Here is a 21,322-nt window from a genome sequence, read left to right as displayed (position 1 = left end):
ATTAGTTTTAAGTATTTTTGTTAAAATTTAAATTTTTTATGGAAAAGCCACTTATTCTGGTAACCAATGATGATGGAATTACTGCTCCCGGTATCAGAAATCTTGTAGAATTTATGAACGAAATCGGTGACGTTATCGTGGTCGCTCCCAACTCGCCTCAAAGCGGAAAAGGTCATGCAATTACCATCAACTCTACTCTAAGTTTTGAAGAAGTACACTTGGAAGGTCCACAAAAAGATTTTTCGTGTAGCGGAACTCCGGTGGATTGTGTCAAAATGGCTTTAGATAAAATTCTTCCGAGAAGACCGGATATTGTGGTTTCTGGGATTAATCATGGTGCGAATTCTTCTATTAATGTAATTTATTCAGGAACGATGTCTGCAGCTGTAGAAGGCGGTGTAGAAGGTCTTCCTTCAATTGGTTTTTCTCTTTTAGATTTCAGTTGGGAAGCAGATTTTACACAGGCAAAAGAATATATTCAGAATATTGTAAGAAAAACTCTGGAAAACCCGATGCCTAAAGGTGTTGTTTTAAATGTGAATATCCCGAAACTTACGAAAGAAGAGATTAAAGGCGTGAAAATCTGTAAGCAGGCCAACGCAAAATGGGAAGAAAGTTTTGACGAAAGAATCAATCCGCACGGTAAAAAATATTACTGGTTAACAGGTTATTTCAACAATATGGATGAGTCTGAAGATGCTGACGAAACCGCTTTGGCTAACGGATATATCTCGATTGTCCCCGTTAAATTTGATATGACGGCTTATGAATATATGAATACGCTCAATGAGGTGATGAAGTTTGATTAAATTGTCTCTCACAGATTTCACAGATCTTCACAGATGATTAAGCGTAAAATCTGTGCAAATCCGTGAAGTCTGTGGGAAATTATTTTTAAAACAATACTTTATCCTCTTTCCTCAGTTCCTCCAGATATTTAATTTTATCATCGCGGTAAAATAAATTCATCGTCTCAAACGGAATCATTTTTAAATCTTTATTCACAATGTGAACGCATGATTTTTTTACCGCTCGAACATCAAAGTCATGAGCATCCATAAAATTCATAATGATGATTCTAAAAAGATTATCATAATCTAGATTCGGAGCCGAAACTTCAGGGAGACAACATAATAATTGATTCACTTTAGGCTGTACTTGATCTACCGAAATTCCTGTACTGAAAATGTCTAAAAGCTGCATTTGCAAACCTTCATCCTGTTCGTAAACTATCGTATTTTTTGTTTCATTATTCAGCAAATCAGCAGGATTGATATATCGTGTTAAAGGAATGGTTTCACCTTCGAGCTTTAAAATATATCCCATCGCCAAAGAATCCGGATTACATGGAACGGGAATAATATCGTCGCCATTCAAAAGAGGGAACTGGTTTAATATTTCCTGACGAACTTCTGTCAGCGTAATTTTTTCGTGCGCTGAATCTTCCCGGTTTCTTCCGGCAACCTCAACGGGCTGAAAAGTGATTCCGCGGATACATTTTTGTTTTAAAGCAAAATCAATAAGTTTTCCGATCTCATCAATATTTTTGCCTTTCTGAAGAACAATAACAAGCGTTGTAGAAAGATTTAATTCATTTAATTTCTCCAAAGCTTTCATACGGATATTCGTGAGATCTTTTCCTCGGAAATCTTCTAAAACTTCAGGTTTAAAAGAATCAAACTGAAGATAAATTTCGAATTCCGGAGCATAAGTCGCCAGTTTTTCAGCAAAACCGGGATCATTCGCAATACGAATTCCATTCGTATTGAGCATTAAATGTTTAATCGGCTTTGTCTTGGCGATATCCATAATTTTGAAAAACTCAGGATGAATGGTTGGTTCACCACCACTGATTTGAACAACATCAGGTTCACCCTCATTTTTTACAATCGTATCAAACATGGCTTCAATCTGTTCCAAACTTCGGTGACTTCCGTAATGTGGTGAAGACATCGCATAGCAAGTCGGACATGTCAGATTGCATCGATCCGTAACTTCTACTATCGATAGACAACTGTGCTGCTCATGATCTACACACAATCCGCAGTCGTAAGGACAGCCATATTCCACGTCCGTTCCGAAATGAACGGGCATTTCTGAGGCTTTATTATAGTTTCTGATATTCTTATAATAATCAACATCCGAAGCGATCATCGTTTTAAAAAAACCGTGATCGGGACATCTTTTGGTCATGAAAACCGCTTCATCTTCAATGATGATCTTCGCTCCTACCCTTTTCAGACATTCCGGACAAAGACTGATGGTATAATCGTAATAAGTATAATTTCTTACTGGCATAATTTCAATTTTTTACATTCCACCACATACAACTCCGCTTATCAATCCGCAGATCAACATTGAAATAAGCATCGTCATCCAAAACTGCTTTCTTGAAAACTTTCGCCCGTCTTTACTTTCGTAAATCAGTTTTACAAAAACGGTAACGACTAATGATACAATGAACGCTACAACTAGAATAATCAGAATGATCATTGCAACTAATCCTTCTAAACCACCAACTTCCAAAAGTGTCAGCATTTTCATAATATAATTGTGTTTTTAGGTTTGATTAAATTTCTTTCGGTTTTTAATACATAAATATAATAAATAATCATTGAAAGACTGACTAATTGAATAGTTCCCAAATTCCCGATAATGTCAATTTTAGGTTTAATAAAATCTAAAAGAAATCTGAATGAAAAATAACTCAGCATGAAAAGTTTAAACAGAAATCCGGAAACATATTTGTTTTTTCTACCAATCATTTTCAATTCGAACCACATGAAGAGTAAAAATGCAATTTCGTACAGTGCGACAGGATGTCTGAGATATTCATCACCTAGATGCATTCCGAAGATCGAGGTTGTCGGCAAGCCATATGTTTCTTCGTGAACTCCCGTTAGAAAACAACCGATTCTACCGATAATCATGGCTAAAATTAAAGGATAAACAATCAAGTCTCCCGTACTTTCTTTATGACCGACGATCTTTTTTGCTAATTCCACTCCAATTAAACCAAACGCTAAACCACCAACGATGGTATTATTTGTCCAGAATCTTTTAAAGTTGAAATCATTAAATAAAATTTGGGGATTTTCAAGATTTCCGATGAGTTTTGAACCGATTAATGCTCCAGCTGTTGCGCCAATCAGAACTGCAGCAGAAGTGTTGAATGATAGTTTCTCAGAAGATTTTCTTTTTAAATAAAAATAATAACGCATAGCTATAAATATCCCCAATGTTTCAAACACTGGATGCGCAAGAATCGTTTTACCGAAAATCTGAAAAGTAACAGGAAAATCCATGATTTCAAATGTAGTATATTTAGGATAAATTATTAATTTTAATTTGTAAATACTAAATCAATAGACAAAATGCGTATAGAAAATGATATTAAGCTGGGTTTTAAAGACGTAATGTTCAGACCAAAACGTTCTACTTTAAAATCACGTTCGGAAGTAGATTTAAATAGAGAATTTACATTTCTTCATACTCAGAAAAAGTGGAAAGGAACGCCAATTATTGCTGCAAATATGGACACGGTAGGAACTTTTGAAATGGCTGTAGAATTGGCAAAAGATAAAATCATCACCGCAGTTCACAAACATTACACCGTTGAAGAATGGAAAGAATTCCTTGCCAATCAGGAAGAAAGCATTCATCAATATATTGCTTTAAGTACAGGAACTGGAAAATCCGATGAAGAAAAAATAAAAACCATTCTTGATCAACATTCCAAAATAGAGTTTCTCTGCATTGATGTTGCAAACGGCTATTCTGAACATTTCGTGCAGTTTGTAAAGAAAGCAAGACAGGATTTTCCCGATAAAATCATCATTGCAGGCAATGTGGTGACGGGAGAAATGGTAGAAGAACTGCTTTTGGTAGGTGCAGACATCATCAAAGTAGGAATCGGTCCCGGTTCTGTTTGTACAACAAGAGTAAAAACAGGAGTCGGATATCCACAGCTTTCTGCCATTATTGAATGTGCCGATGCTGCGCACGGTTTGAAAGGCCATATTATTGCAGATGGAGGTTGTAAAGTTCCGGGAGATGTTGCTAAAGCTTTTGGTGGCGGTGCAGATTTTGTAATGCTCGGTGGAATGTTTGCCGGTCACGACGAAAGCGGAGGCGAAATGCTTGAAGAAAATGGCAAGAAATTTAAACTTTTCTACGGAATGAGTTCAAAGACTGCAATGGATAAACATTCAGGAGGTGTTGCAGAATACAGAGCTTCCGAAGGCAAAACGGTTAAGATAAAATATAAAGGTTCAGTATCGGAAACGGTAAGAGATATTTTGGGTGGCGTAAGATCAACCTGCACTTATGTAGGAGCTCCAACTTTGAAAGAATTGTCAAAAAGAACAACTTTTATTAGAGTTCAGGAGCAGGAAAATCAGGTTTTTAATGATTGATAATCAATGCTTCAAAATTAATCAATAATTTATATCAACTATCACAAACCCTTTATTTATAAGGGTTTTTTAATATAGAGGGTTTGTTGAGGGTCACAATTTTTGCTTATTTTTTTTATTTTCTTTCTATTTGCAACTTCAAAACAAACACAAAAATACGAATGACGGAAGAAGTCATCTCCGAATATTTTCTCCTCTTGGAAAAAGTATTCGGAGTTTTTTTTAAAAGACCTTTTTTTACAATAAAATAATCTTATCGCTAATCATTTATAGGACAATTTGTATGTGAAATTTTGATCACATTTTGTAATTTGTTGAATATTATCTAAGTTTAAACTAAAAAATGAAGAAAACATTCGCAATATCGATCCTTATCCTACTGGTCAATCTTACCAGCGGCCAAATAGCATTAGGTAAAGATTCTGTTTTTGGAAACAGTACTCTATTAGATTTCAACAATGTTTCCGGCAACACAAAAGGAATTATTTTGCCTGCAGTCAACAACGTAAATGATGCTTTGGCTTCTATTCCGTCAAATAATCATGGAACTTTTGTTTTTGATAAATCGGAAAACAAAGTAAAAATGTACGAAAATGGTACTTGGAAAGATCTGAGTAATGCAGGAAGTTCTTCACAAATTATTACAAACTCTTCATCAGAGATTTCTTCGTTGCAGGGAACAATTATTGGCTCAAACACGAGCAATGCAAAAGGTATTTTAGTTTTGGAAAGTACAAATAAAGCAGTAACTCTTCCCCAAATTGCCAATCCACATTTGAATGTGATAAATCCCTATCCCGGAATGATGTGCTATGATACCACAAGTAAAAGTCTTGCTGTGTATGACGGCTCAACATGGAATTATTGGAAGTAACCTATTCATTACAAACAATTTAATTAAAAAATAAATTACCAGAATATTTTTAATTAAATCTAAATTTTATAATAAACTCAATATCCCATATTTATGATTTTTTAAGTTTGCAGAAAAATGAGGGATTTTATAAAATTTAAACTAAATTTAGTCGATAATAAAAGAATCAAAACACAAAAGCCAACACAAATTGATATAAAAATAGATGAGATCAACGAAAGATTATCAAACAGCACTCAATTGATAATAAATGTAAATGAATATTTTTAACCTCCTTTTTCCTTTACAATGGATTTGATAAAGTCCTCTAAAATACATTTTATTAATTTCTTTTTCTGGAGCCTAATCAAACTTGGGCAGAAAACTTTTGTAAAAATGGATGACAAAAACTCCATTTGTAGATTTTTTTTGTTTCTTTTTTTGTTGGGGAATATTTCATTATCAGCACAAAATTCTAATTCTCAGGAATATAGTATCGACCAGCTTATCCGTCATACCAACCGATTGTATATGGATGGAAAGACTGACGAGGTGCTGTCTTCGGCAAAAAAAATAATCAGCTTATCTGAACATTCAAAATATGACAAAGGCCTTTCTTACGGGTATTACTATCTTGCTTCCTATTTTTATGACAATGCAAAATTCCGGGAAAGTGTACAAAATGTAAAGAAAGCCCAGCAATACACAAAATATTTAGCCGGCGATAAAACCCAGTCTGCAAGAATTTCGGCTTTATTGGGAGGAAATTATCTGTTGCTTGAGCTTTATACATTGTCCTCAAAAAACTACAGAGAAACGATCGATATTCTGCAAAGTAAATCTCCGAAAAACACCACAGATTCCTTGACAGAGAGTGCTACGTATTCTAATATGAGTTATCTTTTTCAGAATATCAATATGCCGGATTCGATGTATTATTATCTTAAGAAAGAGAAATCAATCCTAAAAAAAATTAAATTTAAAGATGCTTATGTTGAAAAAGGCTGCTCCTGTCTAGGTTTTGGGAATTATCACCTTAATGAAAATAAAATAGATTCTGCACAATATTATTACAACAGGTCATTAGAATTTTTTAATGACAAAAAACATCCCTGTAAAATTGAATCGCTGATCGGTTTGGGAAATCTTTACACCCACGAAAAAGACTATCAAAAAGCTCATGAATATTACAATTTTGCGCTGAATAGTTTTGAGGAGAATAACTTTCCCGATATTCAGGGAGAGCTGTTTAAAAAAATCTCTGAGCTTTACATTTCGCAAGGCAATGCTTCGGAAGCAAAGAAATATCAGGATCTGTATTTAAAATTACATACGGAGTTAGACGGTCGCAAGAAAAAAGAGCGTGATTTTGTACTGAATGAAGTCATGAAAGAGGAGAAAGCACAACATGATAAGGAAGTAAGAGAAAGTCAGAAATTAACGCTTCTTATCGCCTCATTATTGATTTTAATTACTGCTTTCATTATTTATCTTTTGAAAAAGTCTAAATCTAAAAACCAAAAAGCATTAGAAATTACCAAACAGTTGCAAACTGAAAAAGCTGTACAGGAAAAAGAAAAAGTGATCTTAAAACTTCAGGTCAATGAAGCATTTGAGGATGTACGAAAACTTGCAAAGGAAAACAACTCAGACTTTTTTACAAGATTTCAGGAAGTTTATCCTCACTTTACTTTAAAAATGCTAAACATTAATCCAAAATTCAAAGTTTCTGAACTTACATTTGCGGCTTATATTTATTTAGGATTTAATACCAAAGAAATTGCAGAATACACATTTAAAGCTGTAAAAACCATAGAAAACAATCGTTATAATCTCAGAAAAAAGCTTGAGATTTCGCCTGAAAAAGATCTCCAGATCTGGTTGAGAAATTATATTGATTCCGAATAATAAAAATCCCTTACATTATAAAAATGAAAGGGATTATATTTTGATTTAATTTGATCTTACGTAAGCATTCCTCCGTCAACGTTAAGAACCTGCCCGGAAATGTAAGAAGACATTTCGCTACCGAAGAAAACACATGCATTTGCCACGTCTTCCGGCTGTCCTCCTCTCTTCAAAGGAATTCCGTCTCTCCAGTTCTGAACGGTTTTTTCGTCTAAAGCAGCAGTCATTTCAGTTTCAATAAATCCTGGTGCAATCGCGTTGCAACGGATGTTTCTTGATCCTAATTCAAGTGCTACTGATTTTGTGAATCCAATAACTCCGGCCTTTGAAGCTGCATAGTTTGCCTGTCCTGCGTTACCTTTCACTCCAACAACTGAAGTCATATTGATGATAGAACCTGATTTCGCCTTCATCATCGGCTTAATAACCGCTTTAGTAAGGTTGAATACGGAATCTAAATTAACCTTGATAATAGTATCCCAATCGTCTTTTGACATTCTCATCAATAGATTATCTTTTGTAATTCCGGCGTTATTGACCAAAATATCGATTTTGCCAAACTCTGCCAATACCTCTTCTACCAATTTTTGAGCTGCATCGTAATCTGACGCATCAGATTGATAACCTTTGATCTGAGTTACAGAACTTAAAGCAGTTTCCAATTCTTTCGCTTTTTCAACAGAACCTGCATAAGTAAAAGCCACTTTTGCTCCCTGTTGAGCAAATATTTCGGCAATTCCTCTTCCGATTCCTCTTGTAGCTCCGGTAATGAGTGCTACTTTTCCTTCTAATAGTTTCATATAGATGATAATTATTTTATCTAAAATAGTTTAGTTTGAATGTGCAAAGATATTATTTATCTTAAAATAATTTTCTTCTTAATATTCCAATCAACGATTACTTGCCTGAATTATTTACAATCAGCACAATCTCGCCTTTTAAAGTTTTGCTTTTAGAGAATTCAATTAATTCATTGATTGTTCCTCTTTTAGTTTCTTCGAATTTTTTTGAAATTTCACGACTTAGACTTGCTTTTGTTTCTTCACCAAAGAATTCTTTGATCTGTTCTAAGGTCGTATTGATCTTATGCGGACTTTCATAAAAAACAATTGTTTTTTTCTCCTCAGCAAGCTGTTTCAGCTTCGTTTGTCTTCCTTTTTTCGGTGGAAGAAATCCTGCAAATAAAAACTCGTTATTTGGTAACCCTGAAACGACCAATGCCGGAATTAAAGCTGTTGCTCCCGGAAGACAGATCATTTCAATATTATTATCAGAACCGGCTTTTGCCAATAAATAACCCGGATCTGAAATTCCCGGAGTTCCTGCATCCGTAATAATTGCGATATTTTGTCCGCTTTGTAAATCAGAAATCACTTTTTCTGTTGCAGTATGTTCGTTATGTAAATGATACGATTTTAAAGGTTTTGAAATTTCATAATGCTTTAAAAGCACTCCTGAAGTTCTTGTGTCTTCACACAAAATATAATCGACCTCTTTCAGCACTTTTATCGCTCTGAAAGTCATGTCTTCTAAGTTCCCGACGGGTGTAGGAACAAAATATAGGATTCCACTCAAAATTATAAGAATTTATTTTCTACCAATATCCAAAGTCTCTGTGCATATTCGTCAACTTTATTCCATTTTCTGTCGTAGTATAGCTCGCTCAGATATTCTTTTGCTTCTTCCAGATTTCTGCATCTGTTGAGCTCAGCAACGGCTTGGTTAAGGTCTGTCTGACTTCCTCCGAATAGTAGTTTTGTGAAAGCCATTCTGTCGTTCAGATCTAATCTGAATTCAGGTTTTTGCTTTTCAGCTTCCATATATTCTGTCGGAATATTGGTTTTCAAGATACTTCCTGTATCTTCTTTTACAACCGGGGCAGGTTTTTCCTGAGGAATTTCTCTCGCTAGAGGATCATCATCAAACAATGTCTGAATCGTTTTTAAACCTTTAATATTCGCCAATCTTATTTTTTTCTCCTGTTGATAAGCTTCCAGATTTTCAAAGCTTTCGTCGGATGCAGGTTTTTCTTTTTCGATTTCTGATGAAGGTCTGTCAATATCAACAATCTTTCTTCGGTCAGAATCTTCAGTAATTGTCGAATTTTTGTTAACTTCAGTTTCTGGTTCAGAATCTTTTTTAATTTCTGTCAGAATACTTTCTACATTAGAGTTTTCTGTAATGATTTCATCTTCATCGTATTTAAAATCATCAGAAACAGATTCATCTTCAGTATCTTCAATCAAAATCTCGTTATGAGATTTTTCTAAATCAAACATACTCTCAATTTTCTCCATAGAACCTTCGTTTACTTTTTCAGATTCAAAATTATCCTGAATTTGCTCTTCTTCATCAAATTCGTTCGAAGCACTTTCCTCAGAAATCTCATTTTCAAACTCGTCAATTTCATTTAACTGATTGTTGAAAATAGCTTCTTCTTCCGTTACCTGCTGATCAAAAATCTCTTCATCCATATCGTCCTCTTCTTCAGGAACCGAATTTTCCAAAATTCTTTCTTCATCAACAAAGCTTAAAACGTCATCAGTTTTTTCAGAAACTTGTCCTTCAACTTCATCCAATTGATCATTAAAAACTGATTCTTCCTCAGTAATTCCTGTAATTAAGTTTTCCTGAGGTGTATTTTCTTCTACTAAATCTTCACCGTTTTCATTATTTTGTTCTTCTTCGGCAAGATTAATTAGATTTTCATGGAATTCATTTTCCTCAATTTCATTAAGCTGATTATTAAAGATTGCCTCTTCTTCCATCATATTGTTTGGAAGATGAGTTTCCGATTCACCGATTTCGTTTAGTTCATTATTAAAAATGGCTTCTTCTTCCATAATCTCATGAGAAAAATCCTGAGATTCAGAGATAAATTCGTTTAAAGAATTATTTGAAAAAGGTTGTGAAACCTGTAAATCATCTTTACGGTAATACTCCACTTTTGATTTCAACAGTTTCAAAAAAGAAATTCTTTCGGCTAATTGATCAATAAGATCCTGCTTAGAAAGTAGTTCGTCAACATCGTTTATTTTATCCAGAATACCGATGATATTCTTGGATTCAAAAAAAATCTTTTCCTGTAAATCTTGGATGTTCTGCATAGAAGAATCTTATTAAAATTGCTTACTTTTGGTCTTAAAATATTACGGCTAAAATAACAAATGTTTTTAGAAAATACAATTAATCATTCCAAACAAAGCGGTTGGATGGAAGTTATTTGTGGCTCAATGTTTTCCGGAAAAACCGAAGAGTTGATCAGAAGACTGAGAAGAGCAGAAATGGCGGGGCAAAATGTAGAAATTTTCAAACCCAAAACAGATACAAGATATTCTGATGAAGACGTCGTTTCTCACAATAAAAATAAAATCCGAAGCACCGCAGTTCAAAATCCTGACGAAATTATTCTTCTGGGATCAAACTGTGATGTGGTAGGAATTGATGAAGCACAGTTCTTCGACGAGAGTATCGTTGATGTAGCTAATCAATTGGCAAACAATGGAATAAGAGTAGTAATTGCAGGTTTGGATATGGATTTTCTTGGACGACCTTTCGGACCGATGCCCAATTTGATGGCAACTGCAGAATATGTGACGAAAGTACACGCAATCTGCAAAAGAACAGGAAATCTTGCCAATTATTCAATGAGGATCTCTCAGGGAAATAATCTTGTGGAATTGGGCGAAACAGAAAGTTACGAAGCAGTAAGCCGTCGTGTTTTTATTGATGAAGTTTTAAGCAAAAAGAAGGTTTAATATCAAATTTATTTTTAATTTTGTTTAAATTTTAATAGTAAAAACTATCAAAAAATGATATTAGAAATAAAAAACTATATAAAAATCAGCAATTCTATAGATGAAATTTTGAAAAATTCTCCTTTTAAGATTAAATATATCATTGAAAAAACAGGAATTTCTGAACCTACTTTTTTCCGAAAAATGAAAGAAAAGAAATTTTTACCGGAAGAATTGCTAAAGATTGCAGAGGTGATTGAGCCAGAAACAAACTCAAAAGAAGATATTTTAAAAGCTATTCAGGAAGGATTAGAAGACGTTAAAAACGGTAGAATTCATGAACACAATCAAGTGATGAGTGAAGCAAAAGAAAGAATTGCAAAAAAGAAAAATGAATATTTTTTGGACAAATAGAGCCAAACTAGATTTGGAAATTTTGGAAGACTTTCTTATTGATAATTGGGGCTTCGAAGTTTTAGAAAATTTTTATGAAATTCTAGAAAGAAAAGTTTCACTGCTTGAAAACGGCTATTTGGTACATCAAAAATATGAAGATACTAATTTTCATAAAGTCTTGATTACTAAACATAATTCTATTATTTATGAGATTTCACACAATCAAATAAATCTTTTAAACATGATTAACAATTTCCGAAATCCTGACTCTAATTATAATTTAATTACAGATAAGTAGTTTATGAACTACACTATAAATCAAATTGCAGAAATCACCAATTCAAATATTGTTGGAGATAAAGAATTAATTATCAAAAATATAGCTTTTGACAGCAGGATAATCTATGCAACAAAGAATACTGCTTTTATTGCCATCAATACCAAAAAAAATTCGGGAGAGAAGTTTATAGAATCTGCTGTTGACAGAGGAATAAAAGTCATTATTTCCAAACATCAATATCCACAATTTGAAAATGTTACGTGGATTATTGTAAAAAACTCTGTAGATTTTCTTCAGAAATTAGCAAAATATCATTTTGAACATTCACATTTAAAATCAATTGGAATTACTGGAAGCAATGGTAAAACTATTCTTAAAGAATGGCTGTATCAATGTTTGTGGAATGAATCGCCGACCGTAAAAAGTCCGAAAAGTTTTAATTCTCAGATTGGTCTTCCTCTTTCTTTACTTCAAATTAACCAAAATCACCAATTAGGGATATTTGAAGTTGGGATTTCTATGCCGAATGAAATGCAGGTTCTGGAAAATATTTTTCATCCTCAAATCGGTTTATTAACTCATATAGGAACTGCTCATGCAGCAAATTTTGAGTCTGAAGAAAATTTAATTGATGAGAAAATCAAACTTTTCAAATATTCTGAGGTTGTCATTTATAATGCGGATAATGAACTGGTTGATAATAAAATAAAAGAAATCTACTCAAGCAAAAAATTAATTACATACGGATTTCAAGAAAAGAATGATGTCTTTATTAAAACCAATATCAAAGATGAAAATATCGTTGTCAAATATTTTGGTGAAGAAATATGTTTTCCGGTTCATCAACGGGACGAAGCAACTTTAACGAATGCTTTAGCCTTGATTACGGTTTTAAAAGAGCTCAACATCAGTAATGAGAAGATCATTGAAAAAATCAACGCTCTGAAAGCTGTTGAAATGCGTCTCGAAGCTATTGAAGGAATTAAAAACAATATTATCATTAATGATTCGTTTAATCTCGATCTTGATTCTCTCAAAACAGCTTTGCAATTTTTAAATGAATATAAAAAGTCGAGAAAATCATTGGTTTTAACGGATATTATCGGTGTAAATGCAAATTCTGAGGAATTGTATGAAGAAGTTTCAGAATTGGTGAATGAGCAGAAATTTGATTCTGTTTTCTTAATTGGTGAAGAAATCTCTCAATTCAGGACACTTTTTAAATCTAATACTTTTACTTTTATTAATACTCAGGAATTAATTGACAGTAAACATCTTACAGAAATTGAAAATCAAATTATTCTTCTGAAAGGTGCAAGAAAATTTGAGATTGAAAAACTTAAAGATCTTCTTGAATTAAGAAAACACGATACTGTTCTTGAAATCAATCTTAATGCAATTTTACATAACATCAATTATCATAAGTCTTTACTAAAGCCAACAACCAAAATGATGGCGATGGTAAAAGCAAACGCTTACGGATTAGGAAGTTATGAGATTTCAGAGTTCCTGCAACATCATCATATTGATTATTTAGGAGTTGCTTTTGCTGATGAAGGTGTAGAACTTCGAAAAACGGGAATTACCACACCAATTGTTGTGATGAATCCAGAACAGCACAGTTATGATGCAATCATTCAATACAATCTTGAGCCGGAAATTTACAGTTTCAGGGTTTTAGAATTGTTTTATGAAACGGTTCAAAAATCCGGATATGATAAAGAATATCCAATCCATCTTAAACTTGAGACAGGAATGCATCGTCTTGGTTTTAAGGAACATGAATTGGATCAGTTAATTCAGAGCTTGCAGCATAAAAACCTAAAAGTTCAGAGTATTTTCAGCCATTTATCATCTTCTGATGTTCCTGAAGAAAGAGAATTTACCTTAAAACAATTGAAGACTTTTGATAAAAATTCCAATTATTTAATTGAAAATATTGGCTACAAACCTTTAAGACATATTTTAAACTCATCAGGAATTACAAATTATACTGAATATCAATACGATATGGTGAGAATCGGAATCGGAATGCTTGGAGAATCTCCAAATCCCGAAATTCAGAAACAACTACAATCAAGTGTAAGTTTTAAAACGGTAATCTCACAAATTTCTATGGTAGAAAATGGAGAATCGGTAGGCTATAGCAGAAAATTTAAGACCAATCATTTGACTAAAATTGCTACAATTCCCGTCGGTTATGCAGATGGAATTCCAAGATTGATCGGGAATCAGATCGGAAATGTAGGAATCAATAAAACTTTAGCCCCGATTATCGGAAACATCTGTATGGATATGATGATGATCAATGTAGATGAAGTTCATAATGTAAAAGAAGGCGATAAAGTAACTATTTTTAACGCCAAACCAAGTCTCAAAGAATTTGCAGGATACTGTAAAACCATCACTTATGAAGTTTTAACTTCCATATCTCCTCGTGTGAAACGGATTTATGTAAAAGATTAATTATGAAAAAACTCCTCTTTCTTTTATTCGCATTTCAGTTGATTTTTATCCATTCGCAGGTAAAAGAGGGATTGGTCATACCTAAAAATCCCAAAATCGGGCTTTCTCTTGCAGGAGGTGGTGCAAAAGGTTTCGCCCATGTAGGAGTTTTAAAAGTACTGGATTCTCTAGGAGTTAAGATCGATTATATCTCCGGAACAAGTATGGGAGCTATAATCGGAGGTCTTTACGCTTCAGGATACACAGGAAAAGATATTGAAAAAATCGTAACTGATACCGATTTTTATTCATTGATCCGAGATCCGAAATCCCGTACAGAAAGCACTTTTTTTAATAAATCTGTAGACAAATATCTTTTATCTATTCCTCTAAAAAATGGAAAGATAAATCTTCCCTCCTCCATCAGTTCTGGACAGAAGAATGTTTATCTTTTAAAAGAATTGTTTAAAAATGTCTCCACAATAGAGGATTTTTCAAAATTGCCAATTCCTTTTATGTGTGTTGCTACCAATTTAGAAAGTGGGAATATGCAGATCTTTGAAAAAGGAGATTTGGTACAGTCAATTATGGCGAGTTCGGCTTTCCCTTCTCTCATGGATCCCGTGAAAATTGGAGACAGTATTTACATTGATGGAGCTATGACGGTAAATTATCCTTCAAAACCATTAAAAGATAAAGGAATTGATATTGTAATTGGTGTAGATTTAAATCAGGATCTTTCGAAGAGAGAAGATTTAAATAATATTATTTCGATTTTGAATCAGGTTATTGATTTTGGAATCCAAAAAGATACAAAACGTCAGTATAAATTTACCGACATCAATATAAAACCTAATTTAAAAGGGATGACTGCTACAAGCTACGATGATAAGAAGAAAATTCTTGATAGCGGGTTTGTTGAAGGTTTAAAATATACTGATATCTTGGATGAGCTTCCAAAACGTTCTTTTGACCGTCTCAGACAGCCCGTAAATCCTATTTATTCTAATGTATATAAGATTGACAGTATCGCTTTGATTGGGGGCAGAATTTACGGCAAAAACTACGTTCTCGGGAAAATGGGACTTCGTCTTCCTTCGATGCAAACGTATGGAAGCGTAAACAGAGGCATTGATAAGTTGGTTGCGACAAATAACTACAGCTTTATTAATTATGATATCGTTACAGAAAATAATATCAATTATCTGAAATTATATGTGACAGAGGATGACGCAAGACATTTTCTAAAATTCGGATTGCATTATGATGAGATTTTCAAAACAGGATTGCTTCTGAATTATTCTGCGAAAAGATTACTTTTTAAAAATTCCAATTTATCATTAGATTTTGTTGTTGGTGATAAGCCTAGATATTACCTGAATTATTTTATTGATAACGGATATATTCCTGGTTTTGGAATTTATTCTTCAGGAATGAGTTTTGATCTTAAAGGAAATAATAATGTTAATATTGAAAATTGGAAATGGCTCAGAAATGAAGCATACATACAATCTATCTGGAGAGATAAATTTGCTTTAGGAGCAGGACTGAGTCATGATTATTTTGAGGCGGAAATGAACGGTACGAATGAGAGATCCAGTCGCTTTCTTAATCCTTATGTATTCCTGAAAAGTGATACACAGAATGACAGAGATTTTCCACGCAGAGGTTTTTACTTAAACGCTGAAGGAAAAGTAATTGATCTCTTAAAATCTGAGGTTGAAAAAAGAGTCGTTCAGGTAAAAGCAGATATCAGAGTAAATATTCCACTTTCCAAACAATTCAGTTATCATTTAAATTTATATGGAGGAATTACAATTGGTGATAATCTTCCACAATATTATCAATACAGATTGGGTGGAATATTCGAGCAGAATGTTGTAAATTTTAAAACGTTCAACGGTTTCTATTTTGCTCAATTAAACAGCAATAATGTAGCATTAATTTCAAATGATATTCAGTTTAAATTTTATAAAAACTTTTTTCTGAGCGGGAATTTTTCTTTTGCTAATCTTTCCGACGATATTAGTTTCGAAGATGCGGTAAAAGTTAATTACAGTTCTTTGGGAATTATGGCGGGTTACAAATCTCCATTTGGACAGATTAAATTCAACTTCAGCCATTCACTTAAAAATAATCAAAAAGGTATATTCAGTGTTATTTTAGGACACTGGTTTTAAAAAAAATGATACAGTTCTTTTATGAAAATTTACCGGAAACGGTAAACAACAACTATACAAGCTGGCTGGAAGAAATCATTCTTTCGGAGGGAAAAAAATTGGGTGAAATCAATTATATTTTCTGCGACGATGAATATTTATTGAAAATCAATCAGGATTATCTGCAGCATGATTATTATACAGATATCATCACTTTTGATTCTGTAAAAGGCAAAACAATAAGCGGTGAGATTTTCGTATCTTTGCAGCGCATTTCCGATAACGCTTCTACCCTATCCAGAAATTACGAAGAAGAATTGAGAAGAGTATTAGCTCATGGCATTCTTCATTTATGTGGTTATAAGGATAAATCTGACGAAGAAGAACAGGAAATGCGAAACAAAGAAGATTTTTATATTGAAAAATATAATTAAAAGCTATCCTCGTTATTCGCAATCACTTTTTATCTTATAATAAAAAAGTCAAAAATTGCAATTAACAGAAGCTAAAAACATCGAATTTGAAGCGGTTTTACGCCCGTTTTCGGCACAATGTTTCACGTGAAACATTTATATAAATTTTTAAATTTAAGGCTTAAATAAGCAATTAAAATGATTTCAGAAATATATGATGTAATTGTAGTAGGTGCAGGTCACGCTGGTTGTGAAGCTGCTGCTGCTGCTGCCAATTTAGGATCAAAAACCTTATTGGTTACAATGAATATGCAGACCATCGGACAGATGAGCTGCAACCCCGCAATGGGTGGAATTGCAAAAGGACAGATCGTAAGAGAAATAGACGCAATGGGAGGTTACTCCGGAATTATTGCCGATAAATCTGCTATCCAGTTTAAAATGCTGAACCTTTCAAAAGGTCCTGCAATGTGGTCCCCTAGAACGCAAAATGACAGAATGCTGTTTGCAGAAGAATGGCGTTATGCGTTAGAAAACACTCCAAATCTTGATTTCTTTCAGGACATGGTGAAGAGTTTAATTATAGAAAATAATCAGGCTGTAGGTGTTGTAACTTCTTTAGGAATTGAGATCAGATCAAAATCTGTAGTTCTTACAAACGGAACATTCCTGAATGGTTTGATCCATGTTGGAGACAAACAACTGGGCGGTGGTAGAATGGGTGAACCAAGAGCTTTCGGAATTACAGAACAGTTAGTTTCTTTAGGTTTTGAAGCGGGAAGAATGAAGACCGGTACTCCACCAAGAGTTGACGGAAGAAGTCTTGATTACTCTAGAATGGATGAGCAAAAAGGAGATGAAAATCCTCAGAAATTCAGCTATACTGACACTCCGAAATTGACAAAACAATTGAGCTGTCATATCGTTTATACAAATGAAACAGTCCATGATATTTTACGTGAAGGTTTTGACAGAAGTCCCATGTTCAATGGTACAATTCAAAGTTTGGGACCAAGATATTGCCCAAGTATTGAAGATAAGATCAACCGTTTTGCAGAGCGTACAAGACATCAGCTTTTCGTAGAACCGGAAGGTTGGAAAACTGTGGAAATCTATGTAAACGGATTCAGTTCTTCTCTACCGGAAGATGTTCAGATAAAAGCAATGAAACATATTCCCGGATTTGAAAACGTGAAAGTGTTCCGTCCAGGCTATGCGATTGAATATGATTACTTCCCTCCTACTCAATTAAAGCATACTTTAGAAACGAAATTAGTTGATAATTTATATTTTGCCGGCCAGATTAATGGTACTACAGGTTATGAAGAAGCAGCCGGACAAGGCTTAATGGCGGGTATAAATGCTCATAATAAAGTACGCGAGAAGGATGAATTCATTCTAAACAGAGATGAAGCATATATCGGTGTTTTAATCGACGATTTAATTACAAAAGGTACTGAAGAACCTTATAGAATGTTTACTTCACGAGCTGAATACAGACTTCTTCTAAGACAGGATAATGCAGATATCAGACTAACTGAAAAAGCGCATCAACTAGGTCTAGCAAAGGACGATCGCTTACAAAAAGTAGAAGATAAAATAGCTAAAAGTCAGGAACTTGAGTCTTTCCTTCGAGAAACTTCTTTAAAACCCAGTTTAATTAATCCAATTTTAGAAGGTATTGAAAGTAACCCTGTAGATCAGGCTTATAGAGCATCACAATTTCTTACAAGACCTAATATTACTTTAGATAAATTAGATCAAATTGAGTCAATTAGAGAATTTACTTCAAAATACAATGATGAAGTACGTGAACAAGCTGAAGTTAATATTAAATATAAAGGATACATCGAAAAAGAAAAAGAGAACGTATCTAAATTGAACAGATTGGAAAACGTAAAGATTCCGGAAGATTTTGACTACATAAAATTATCAAGTCTCTCTGCAGAAGCCAAGCAAAAAATGAACAAAGTAAGACCAAAAACATTGGCTCAGGCTGGAAGAATAAGTGGCGTTTCACCAGCAGATATCAACGTTTTAATGGTCTATTTAGGACGTTAAATTAATGATGTTTCACGTGAAACATTTATCTCATCTGAATTAAAATATATGAAATTTGAAGCTGTAATGGTTTCAAATTTCATTTTTTAAAATATCATACATCTTATGAAAATTAAAGATCATTTTCTTTCGCAAGAAATATTTGAAATAAAAGAAACCGATACAAAGGGAGTTTTTAAGACCTCCCCTATTCCTTCAAATATTTCCAAATATTATGAAAGTGAAGACTATATTTCGCATCATCAGGATTCCGGAAGTTTAAAAGAAAAATTGTATAAATTTTTACAATCTTTCAATCTCCAATATAAAAAAACTATCCTTATAGACAGAATAAAAAAGGATTCAAAAGTATTAGATTACGGTTGCGGAGCCGGAGAATTTGTGAAATTTATTGAAAATGATTTTGAAACTTTAGGTTTCGAACCAGATTCTGACGCGAGAAATGTTGCTCAAAGTAAAATAAACAAAGCTAAAATAATTGATAATTTAAATGCTGTAGAGAACGGATCTATTGATGCAATCACATTATGGCACGTCTTTGAGCATATTGAAAATCAGGATGAGATGTTAGAAATTTTCAATTCAAAATTAAAAGAAAAAGGATTACTAATTATCGCTGTTCCCAACCCTACATCTTATGATGCGAAACATTATAAAGAATTCTGGGCGGCATATGACGTACCAAGACATATCTATCATTTTTCAAAATCCGGAATGGAAAATTTGATTTCTAAGAAGCCAAACTGGAAAATGAGAAAGATCAAACCTTTGGTTTTGGATTCGTATTACATCTCAATGTTGAGCGAAAAATATAAAAAATCACCGCTATTTTGGCTAAAAGCAGTCCTCCACGGAACGATTTCTAACGTAAAAGCATTGTTTTCTAACGAATTTTCAAGTTTGATATACATTATCGAAAAAAAATAGAAAATCGATTTTTAAGCCATTTCTTAAAGCCAAATTTCAGCTAATTTGACAAAATTCTATAAAAACTCAGAAAATATTCTGAGTTTTTTATTTTCTAAGAATTTTAGTATTTGAGTCTGTAATAAATTTTCATTCACAAGAGAAGAAAATCAAATATTAAATTAATTTCACAAGTCTAAATTTTAATTTTAATTGAAAAAATGTTTTGACTTTAGTGTCGCAAAAAAAAATCTTTACTGACTAGAATTTAATAGGAAATAAATTTAGATTTTCGATAATGGAACTTAGATAAAACCAAAAACTTAATTTCAAAAAAGTAAATTCTTACAAAAACATAAATTTGAAGTCGCAATTTTAAAATTACCTATCAGAAGCCAAGCAAATAAAGATTTTAATTTTTGAGATAGTTCTTAAAGCAAACTTTTAACAGTTTTTTGAAAAATCAATTTTAAAGTTTAAAATAAAAAAAGTCTGCCGAAAAATTCAACAGACTTAAAATTTATATTTAAAAAAATTATTTATTGATTGCAGCAATTCCTGGAAGTTCTAATCCTTCCAAACTTTCCAACATTGCTCCACCTCCTGTAGAAACATAACTTACTTTGTCAGCGTAACCGAATTGTTTTACAAAAGCGACACTGTCTCCTCCACCAACTAACGAAAAAGCTCCCATTTTAGTTGCTTCAGCAATACTCTCTCCTAAAGCTTCAGTTCCTGCAGAGAAGTTCGACATTTCAAAAACTCCAATTGGTCCGTTCCATAAAATTGTTCTTGAATTTAATAAAACGTCATTGAATTGTTCACGGGATTTTGGTCCAGCATCCATTCCCATCCAACCTTCAGGAATTTCATAAATATTAGCTTCTTTTCTTTCTGCATCATTACTGAAACTTTCAGCAATAATTGTATCAGAAGGGAGATAAACTTTCACTTTATGTTCTTTTGCTTTTCCTAGAATTTCAAGAGCTAATGACAATTTATCTTCCTCCAATAATGAGTTTCCGATCTTGCCTCCAAGAGCTTTAATAAATGTGAAAGCCATACCGCCACCGATAATTAAATTATCAACTGCAGGTAGAATATTTTCTATAATGGTAATTTTAGTTGAAACTTTAGAACCTCCCAGAATAGCTGTAACAGGCTTTTCACCGCTTTTTAGAACTTTATCAATCGCCTTTAATTCATTTGCCATCAATAAACCGAAAAATTTAGTTGATTCAAAATAATTGGCAATTACAGCTGTAGAAGCGTGTGCTCTGTGTGCAGTTCCGAATGCATCATTTACATAAGCATCACCTAATTTTGAAAGCTGTTCTGCAAATGCCTCGTCTCCCTTTTCTTCTTCTTTGTGAAAACGTAGATTCTCAAGTAACAAGATTTCTCCCGGTTTTAGATCAGAAGCAGCTTTTTCAGCCTTCTCTCCTATTGATTCCTCTACAAACTTTACTTCATGTCCGAGAACTTCAGAAACTTCATTAACGATATGCTTTAAGGAAAACTCATCTTTAGCCTCACCTTTTGGCCTTCCAAGATGCGTCATTAAAATTACAGATCCTCCATCTTTTAGAATTTTTTCTACTGTCGGTTTTACAGCAGAGATTCTCGTGTTATCAGTGATTTTCAGCTGGTCATCCTGTGGAACATTGAAGTCTACTCTTACCAAAGCTTTTTTATCCTTAAAATTGAAATCGTTGATTGTTTTCATATACAGATTTATCTTTTTTGATC

General features: G+C 33.3%; 19 protein-coding genes. 12 read left to right on the top strand and 7 right to left on the bottom strand.

The window, feature by feature from the left end:
* The first annotated feature begins 38 nt into the window (after window positions 1-38).
* Window positions 39-809, top strand: a complete 771-nt coding sequence (surE, locus tag NZ698_RS10125) for a 5'/3'-nucleotidase SurE (RefSeq protein WP_263002993.1) — start codon at window positions 39-41, stop codon at window positions 807-809.
* A gap of 85 nt (window positions 810-894) precedes the next feature.
* Here the strand turns inward: surE and NZ698_RS10120 are convergent, their stop codons facing one another.
* Genes NZ698_RS10120 through NZ698_RS10110 form a run of 3 tightly spaced genes read right to left on the bottom strand, consistent with a single transcriptional unit; the run spans window position 895 to window position 3,305 of the window.
* Window positions 895-2,298: a radical SAM protein gene (locus tag NZ698_RS10120; protein ID WP_263002992.1), complete on the bottom strand. Its 1,404-nt coding sequence runs from the start codon at window positions 2,296-2,298 to the stop codon at window positions 895-897.
* Between the two features lie 12 nt (window positions 2,299-2,310).
* A complete protein-coding gene (locus NZ698_RS10115) occupies window positions 2,311-2,544 on the bottom strand; it encodes a hypothetical protein (protein ID WP_263002991.1) in 234 nt (77 codons plus the stop codon).
* Window positions 2,541-3,305 (bottom strand): prolipoprotein diacylglyceryl transferase, encoded by a 765-nt coding sequence (locus NZ698_RS10110; RefSeq protein ID WP_263002990.1) that lies wholly within the window; start codon window positions 3,303-3,305, stop codon window positions 2,541-2,543. The genes NZ698_RS10115 and NZ698_RS10110 overlap by 4 nt, the downstream gene beginning before the upstream one ends.
* Window positions 3,306-3,374: 69 nt before the next feature.
* Here NZ698_RS10110 and NZ698_RS10105 point away from each other — a divergent pair, with 69 nt between their 5' ends.
* The 3 genes from NZ698_RS10105 to NZ698_RS10095 all read left to right on the top strand — a co-directional run bounded on the left by NZ698_RS10105 (window position 3,375) and on the right by NZ698_RS10095 (window position 7,176).
* Window positions 3,375-4,415, top strand: coding sequence for a GMP reductase (locus NZ698_RS10105; protein WP_263002989.1), 1,041 nt, complete (start codon window positions 3,375-3,377; stop codon window positions 4,413-4,415).
* Between the two features lie 343 nt (window positions 4,416-4,758).
* Window positions 4,759-5,289, top strand: a complete 531-nt coding sequence (locus NZ698_RS10100; RefSeq protein WP_263002988.1) for a phage tail-like protein — start codon at window positions 4,759-4,761, stop codon at window positions 5,287-5,289.
* Window positions 5,290-5,664: 375 nt separating this feature from the next.
* On the top strand, window positions 5,665-7,176 hold the full coding sequence (locus tag NZ698_RS10095; RefSeq protein WP_263002987.1) for a tetratricopeptide repeat protein: 1,512 nt from the start codon (window positions 5,665-5,667) through the stop codon (window positions 7,174-7,176).
* Between the two features lie 56 nt (window positions 7,177-7,232).
* On the opposite strand, the gene fabG is transcribed toward NZ698_RS10095, so the two are convergent.
* The 3 genes from fabG to NZ698_RS10080 all read right to left on the bottom strand — a co-directional run bounded on the left by fabG (window position 7,233) and on the right by NZ698_RS10080 (window position 10,283).
* Entirely contained in the window at window positions 7,233-7,976 is a 744-nt protein-coding gene (gene fabG / locus NZ698_RS10090; protein ID WP_263002986.1) for a 3-oxoacyl-[acyl-carrier-protein] reductase, read from the bottom strand.
* A gap of 97 nt (window positions 7,977-8,073) precedes the next feature.
* Window positions 8,074-8,751, bottom strand: a complete 678-nt coding sequence (gene rsmI / locus NZ698_RS10085) for a 16S rRNA (cytidine(1402)-2'-O)-methyltransferase (protein WP_263002985.1) — start codon at window positions 8,749-8,751, stop codon at window positions 8,074-8,076.
* 2 nt (window positions 8,752-8,753) lie between these two features.
* Window positions 8,754-10,283, bottom strand: coding sequence for a DUF8457 domain-containing protein (locus NZ698_RS10080; RefSeq protein ID WP_263002984.1), 1,530 nt, complete (start codon window positions 10,281-10,283; stop codon window positions 8,754-8,756).
* A 60-nt stretch (window positions 10,284-10,343) separates the two neighbouring features.
* Between NZ698_RS10080 and NZ698_RS10075 the strand changes: the two genes are divergently transcribed.
* The 8 genes from NZ698_RS10075 to NZ698_RS10040 all read left to right on the top strand — a co-directional run bounded on the left by NZ698_RS10075 (window position 10,344) and on the right by NZ698_RS10040 (window position 19,594).
* Entirely contained in the window at window positions 10,344-10,934 is a 591-nt protein-coding gene (locus NZ698_RS10075) for a thymidine kinase (RefSeq protein ID WP_263002983.1), read from the top strand.
* Window positions 10,935-10,988: 54 nt separating this feature from the next.
* Complete coding sequence (locus NZ698_RS10070) at window positions 10,989-11,327, top strand: hypothetical protein (RefSeq protein ID WP_263002982.1); 339 nt, start codon at window positions 10,989-10,991, stop codon at window positions 11,325-11,327.
* On the top strand, window positions 11,305-11,607 hold the full coding sequence (locus NZ698_RS10065; RefSeq protein ID WP_263002981.1) for a type II toxin-antitoxin system RelE/ParE family toxin: 303 nt from the start codon (window positions 11,305-11,307) through the stop codon (window positions 11,605-11,607). Before NZ698_RS10070 ends, NZ698_RS10065 begins: the two co-directional genes overlap by 23 nt.
* A gap of 3 nt (window positions 11,608-11,610) precedes the next feature.
* On the top strand, window positions 11,611-14,055 hold the full coding sequence (locus NZ698_RS10060; protein ID WP_263002980.1) for a bifunctional UDP-N-acetylmuramoyl-tripeptide:D-alanyl-D-alanine ligase/alanine racemase: 2,445 nt from the start codon (window positions 11,611-11,613) through the stop codon (window positions 14,053-14,055).
* Window positions 14,056-14,057: 2 nt separating this feature from the next.
* Window positions 14,058-16,214: a patatin-like phospholipase family protein gene (locus tag NZ698_RS10055; protein WP_263002979.1), complete on the top strand. Its 2,157-nt coding sequence runs from the start codon at window positions 14,058-14,060 to the stop codon at window positions 16,212-16,214.
* 5 nt (window positions 16,215-16,219) lie between these two features.
* Entirely contained in the window at window positions 16,220-16,627 is a 408-nt protein-coding gene (gene ybeY, locus NZ698_RS10050) for an rRNA maturation RNase YbeY (protein WP_263002978.1), read from the top strand.
* 177 nt (window positions 16,628-16,804) lie between these two features.
* Window positions 16,805-18,667, top strand: coding sequence for a tRNA uridine-5-carboxymethylaminomethyl(34) synthesis enzyme MnmG (gene mnmG, locus NZ698_RS10045; RefSeq protein ID WP_263002977.1), 1,863 nt, complete (start codon window positions 16,805-16,807; stop codon window positions 18,665-18,667).
* Window positions 18,668-18,772: 105 nt separating this feature from the next.
* Window positions 18,773-19,594 carry a class I SAM-dependent methyltransferase gene (locus NZ698_RS10040; protein WP_263002976.1) on the top strand — a complete coding sequence of 274 codons (822 nt, stop codon included), beginning with the start codon at window positions 18,773-18,775 and terminating at the stop codon, window positions 19,592-19,594.
* Between the two features lie 514 nt (window positions 19,595-20,108).
* Here NZ698_RS10040 and NZ698_RS10035 read toward each other — a convergent pair.
* Window positions 20,109-21,299, bottom strand: a complete 1,191-nt coding sequence (locus NZ698_RS10035) for a phosphoglycerate kinase (protein ID WP_263002975.1) — start codon at window positions 21,297-21,299, stop codon at window positions 20,109-20,111.
* Between the last annotated feature and the right edge of the window lie 23 nt (window positions 21,300-21,322).

It is taken from the genome of Chryseobacterium edaphi, from assembly GCF_025628985.1.
Classification (GTDB): Bacteria; Bacteroidota; Bacteroidia; order Flavobacteriales; family Weeksellaceae; genus Chryseobacterium; species Chryseobacterium edaphi.
The sequence above is the reverse complement of the archived record's forward strand: the minus strand, read 5'-3'. Positions and strand labels throughout refer to the sequence as shown.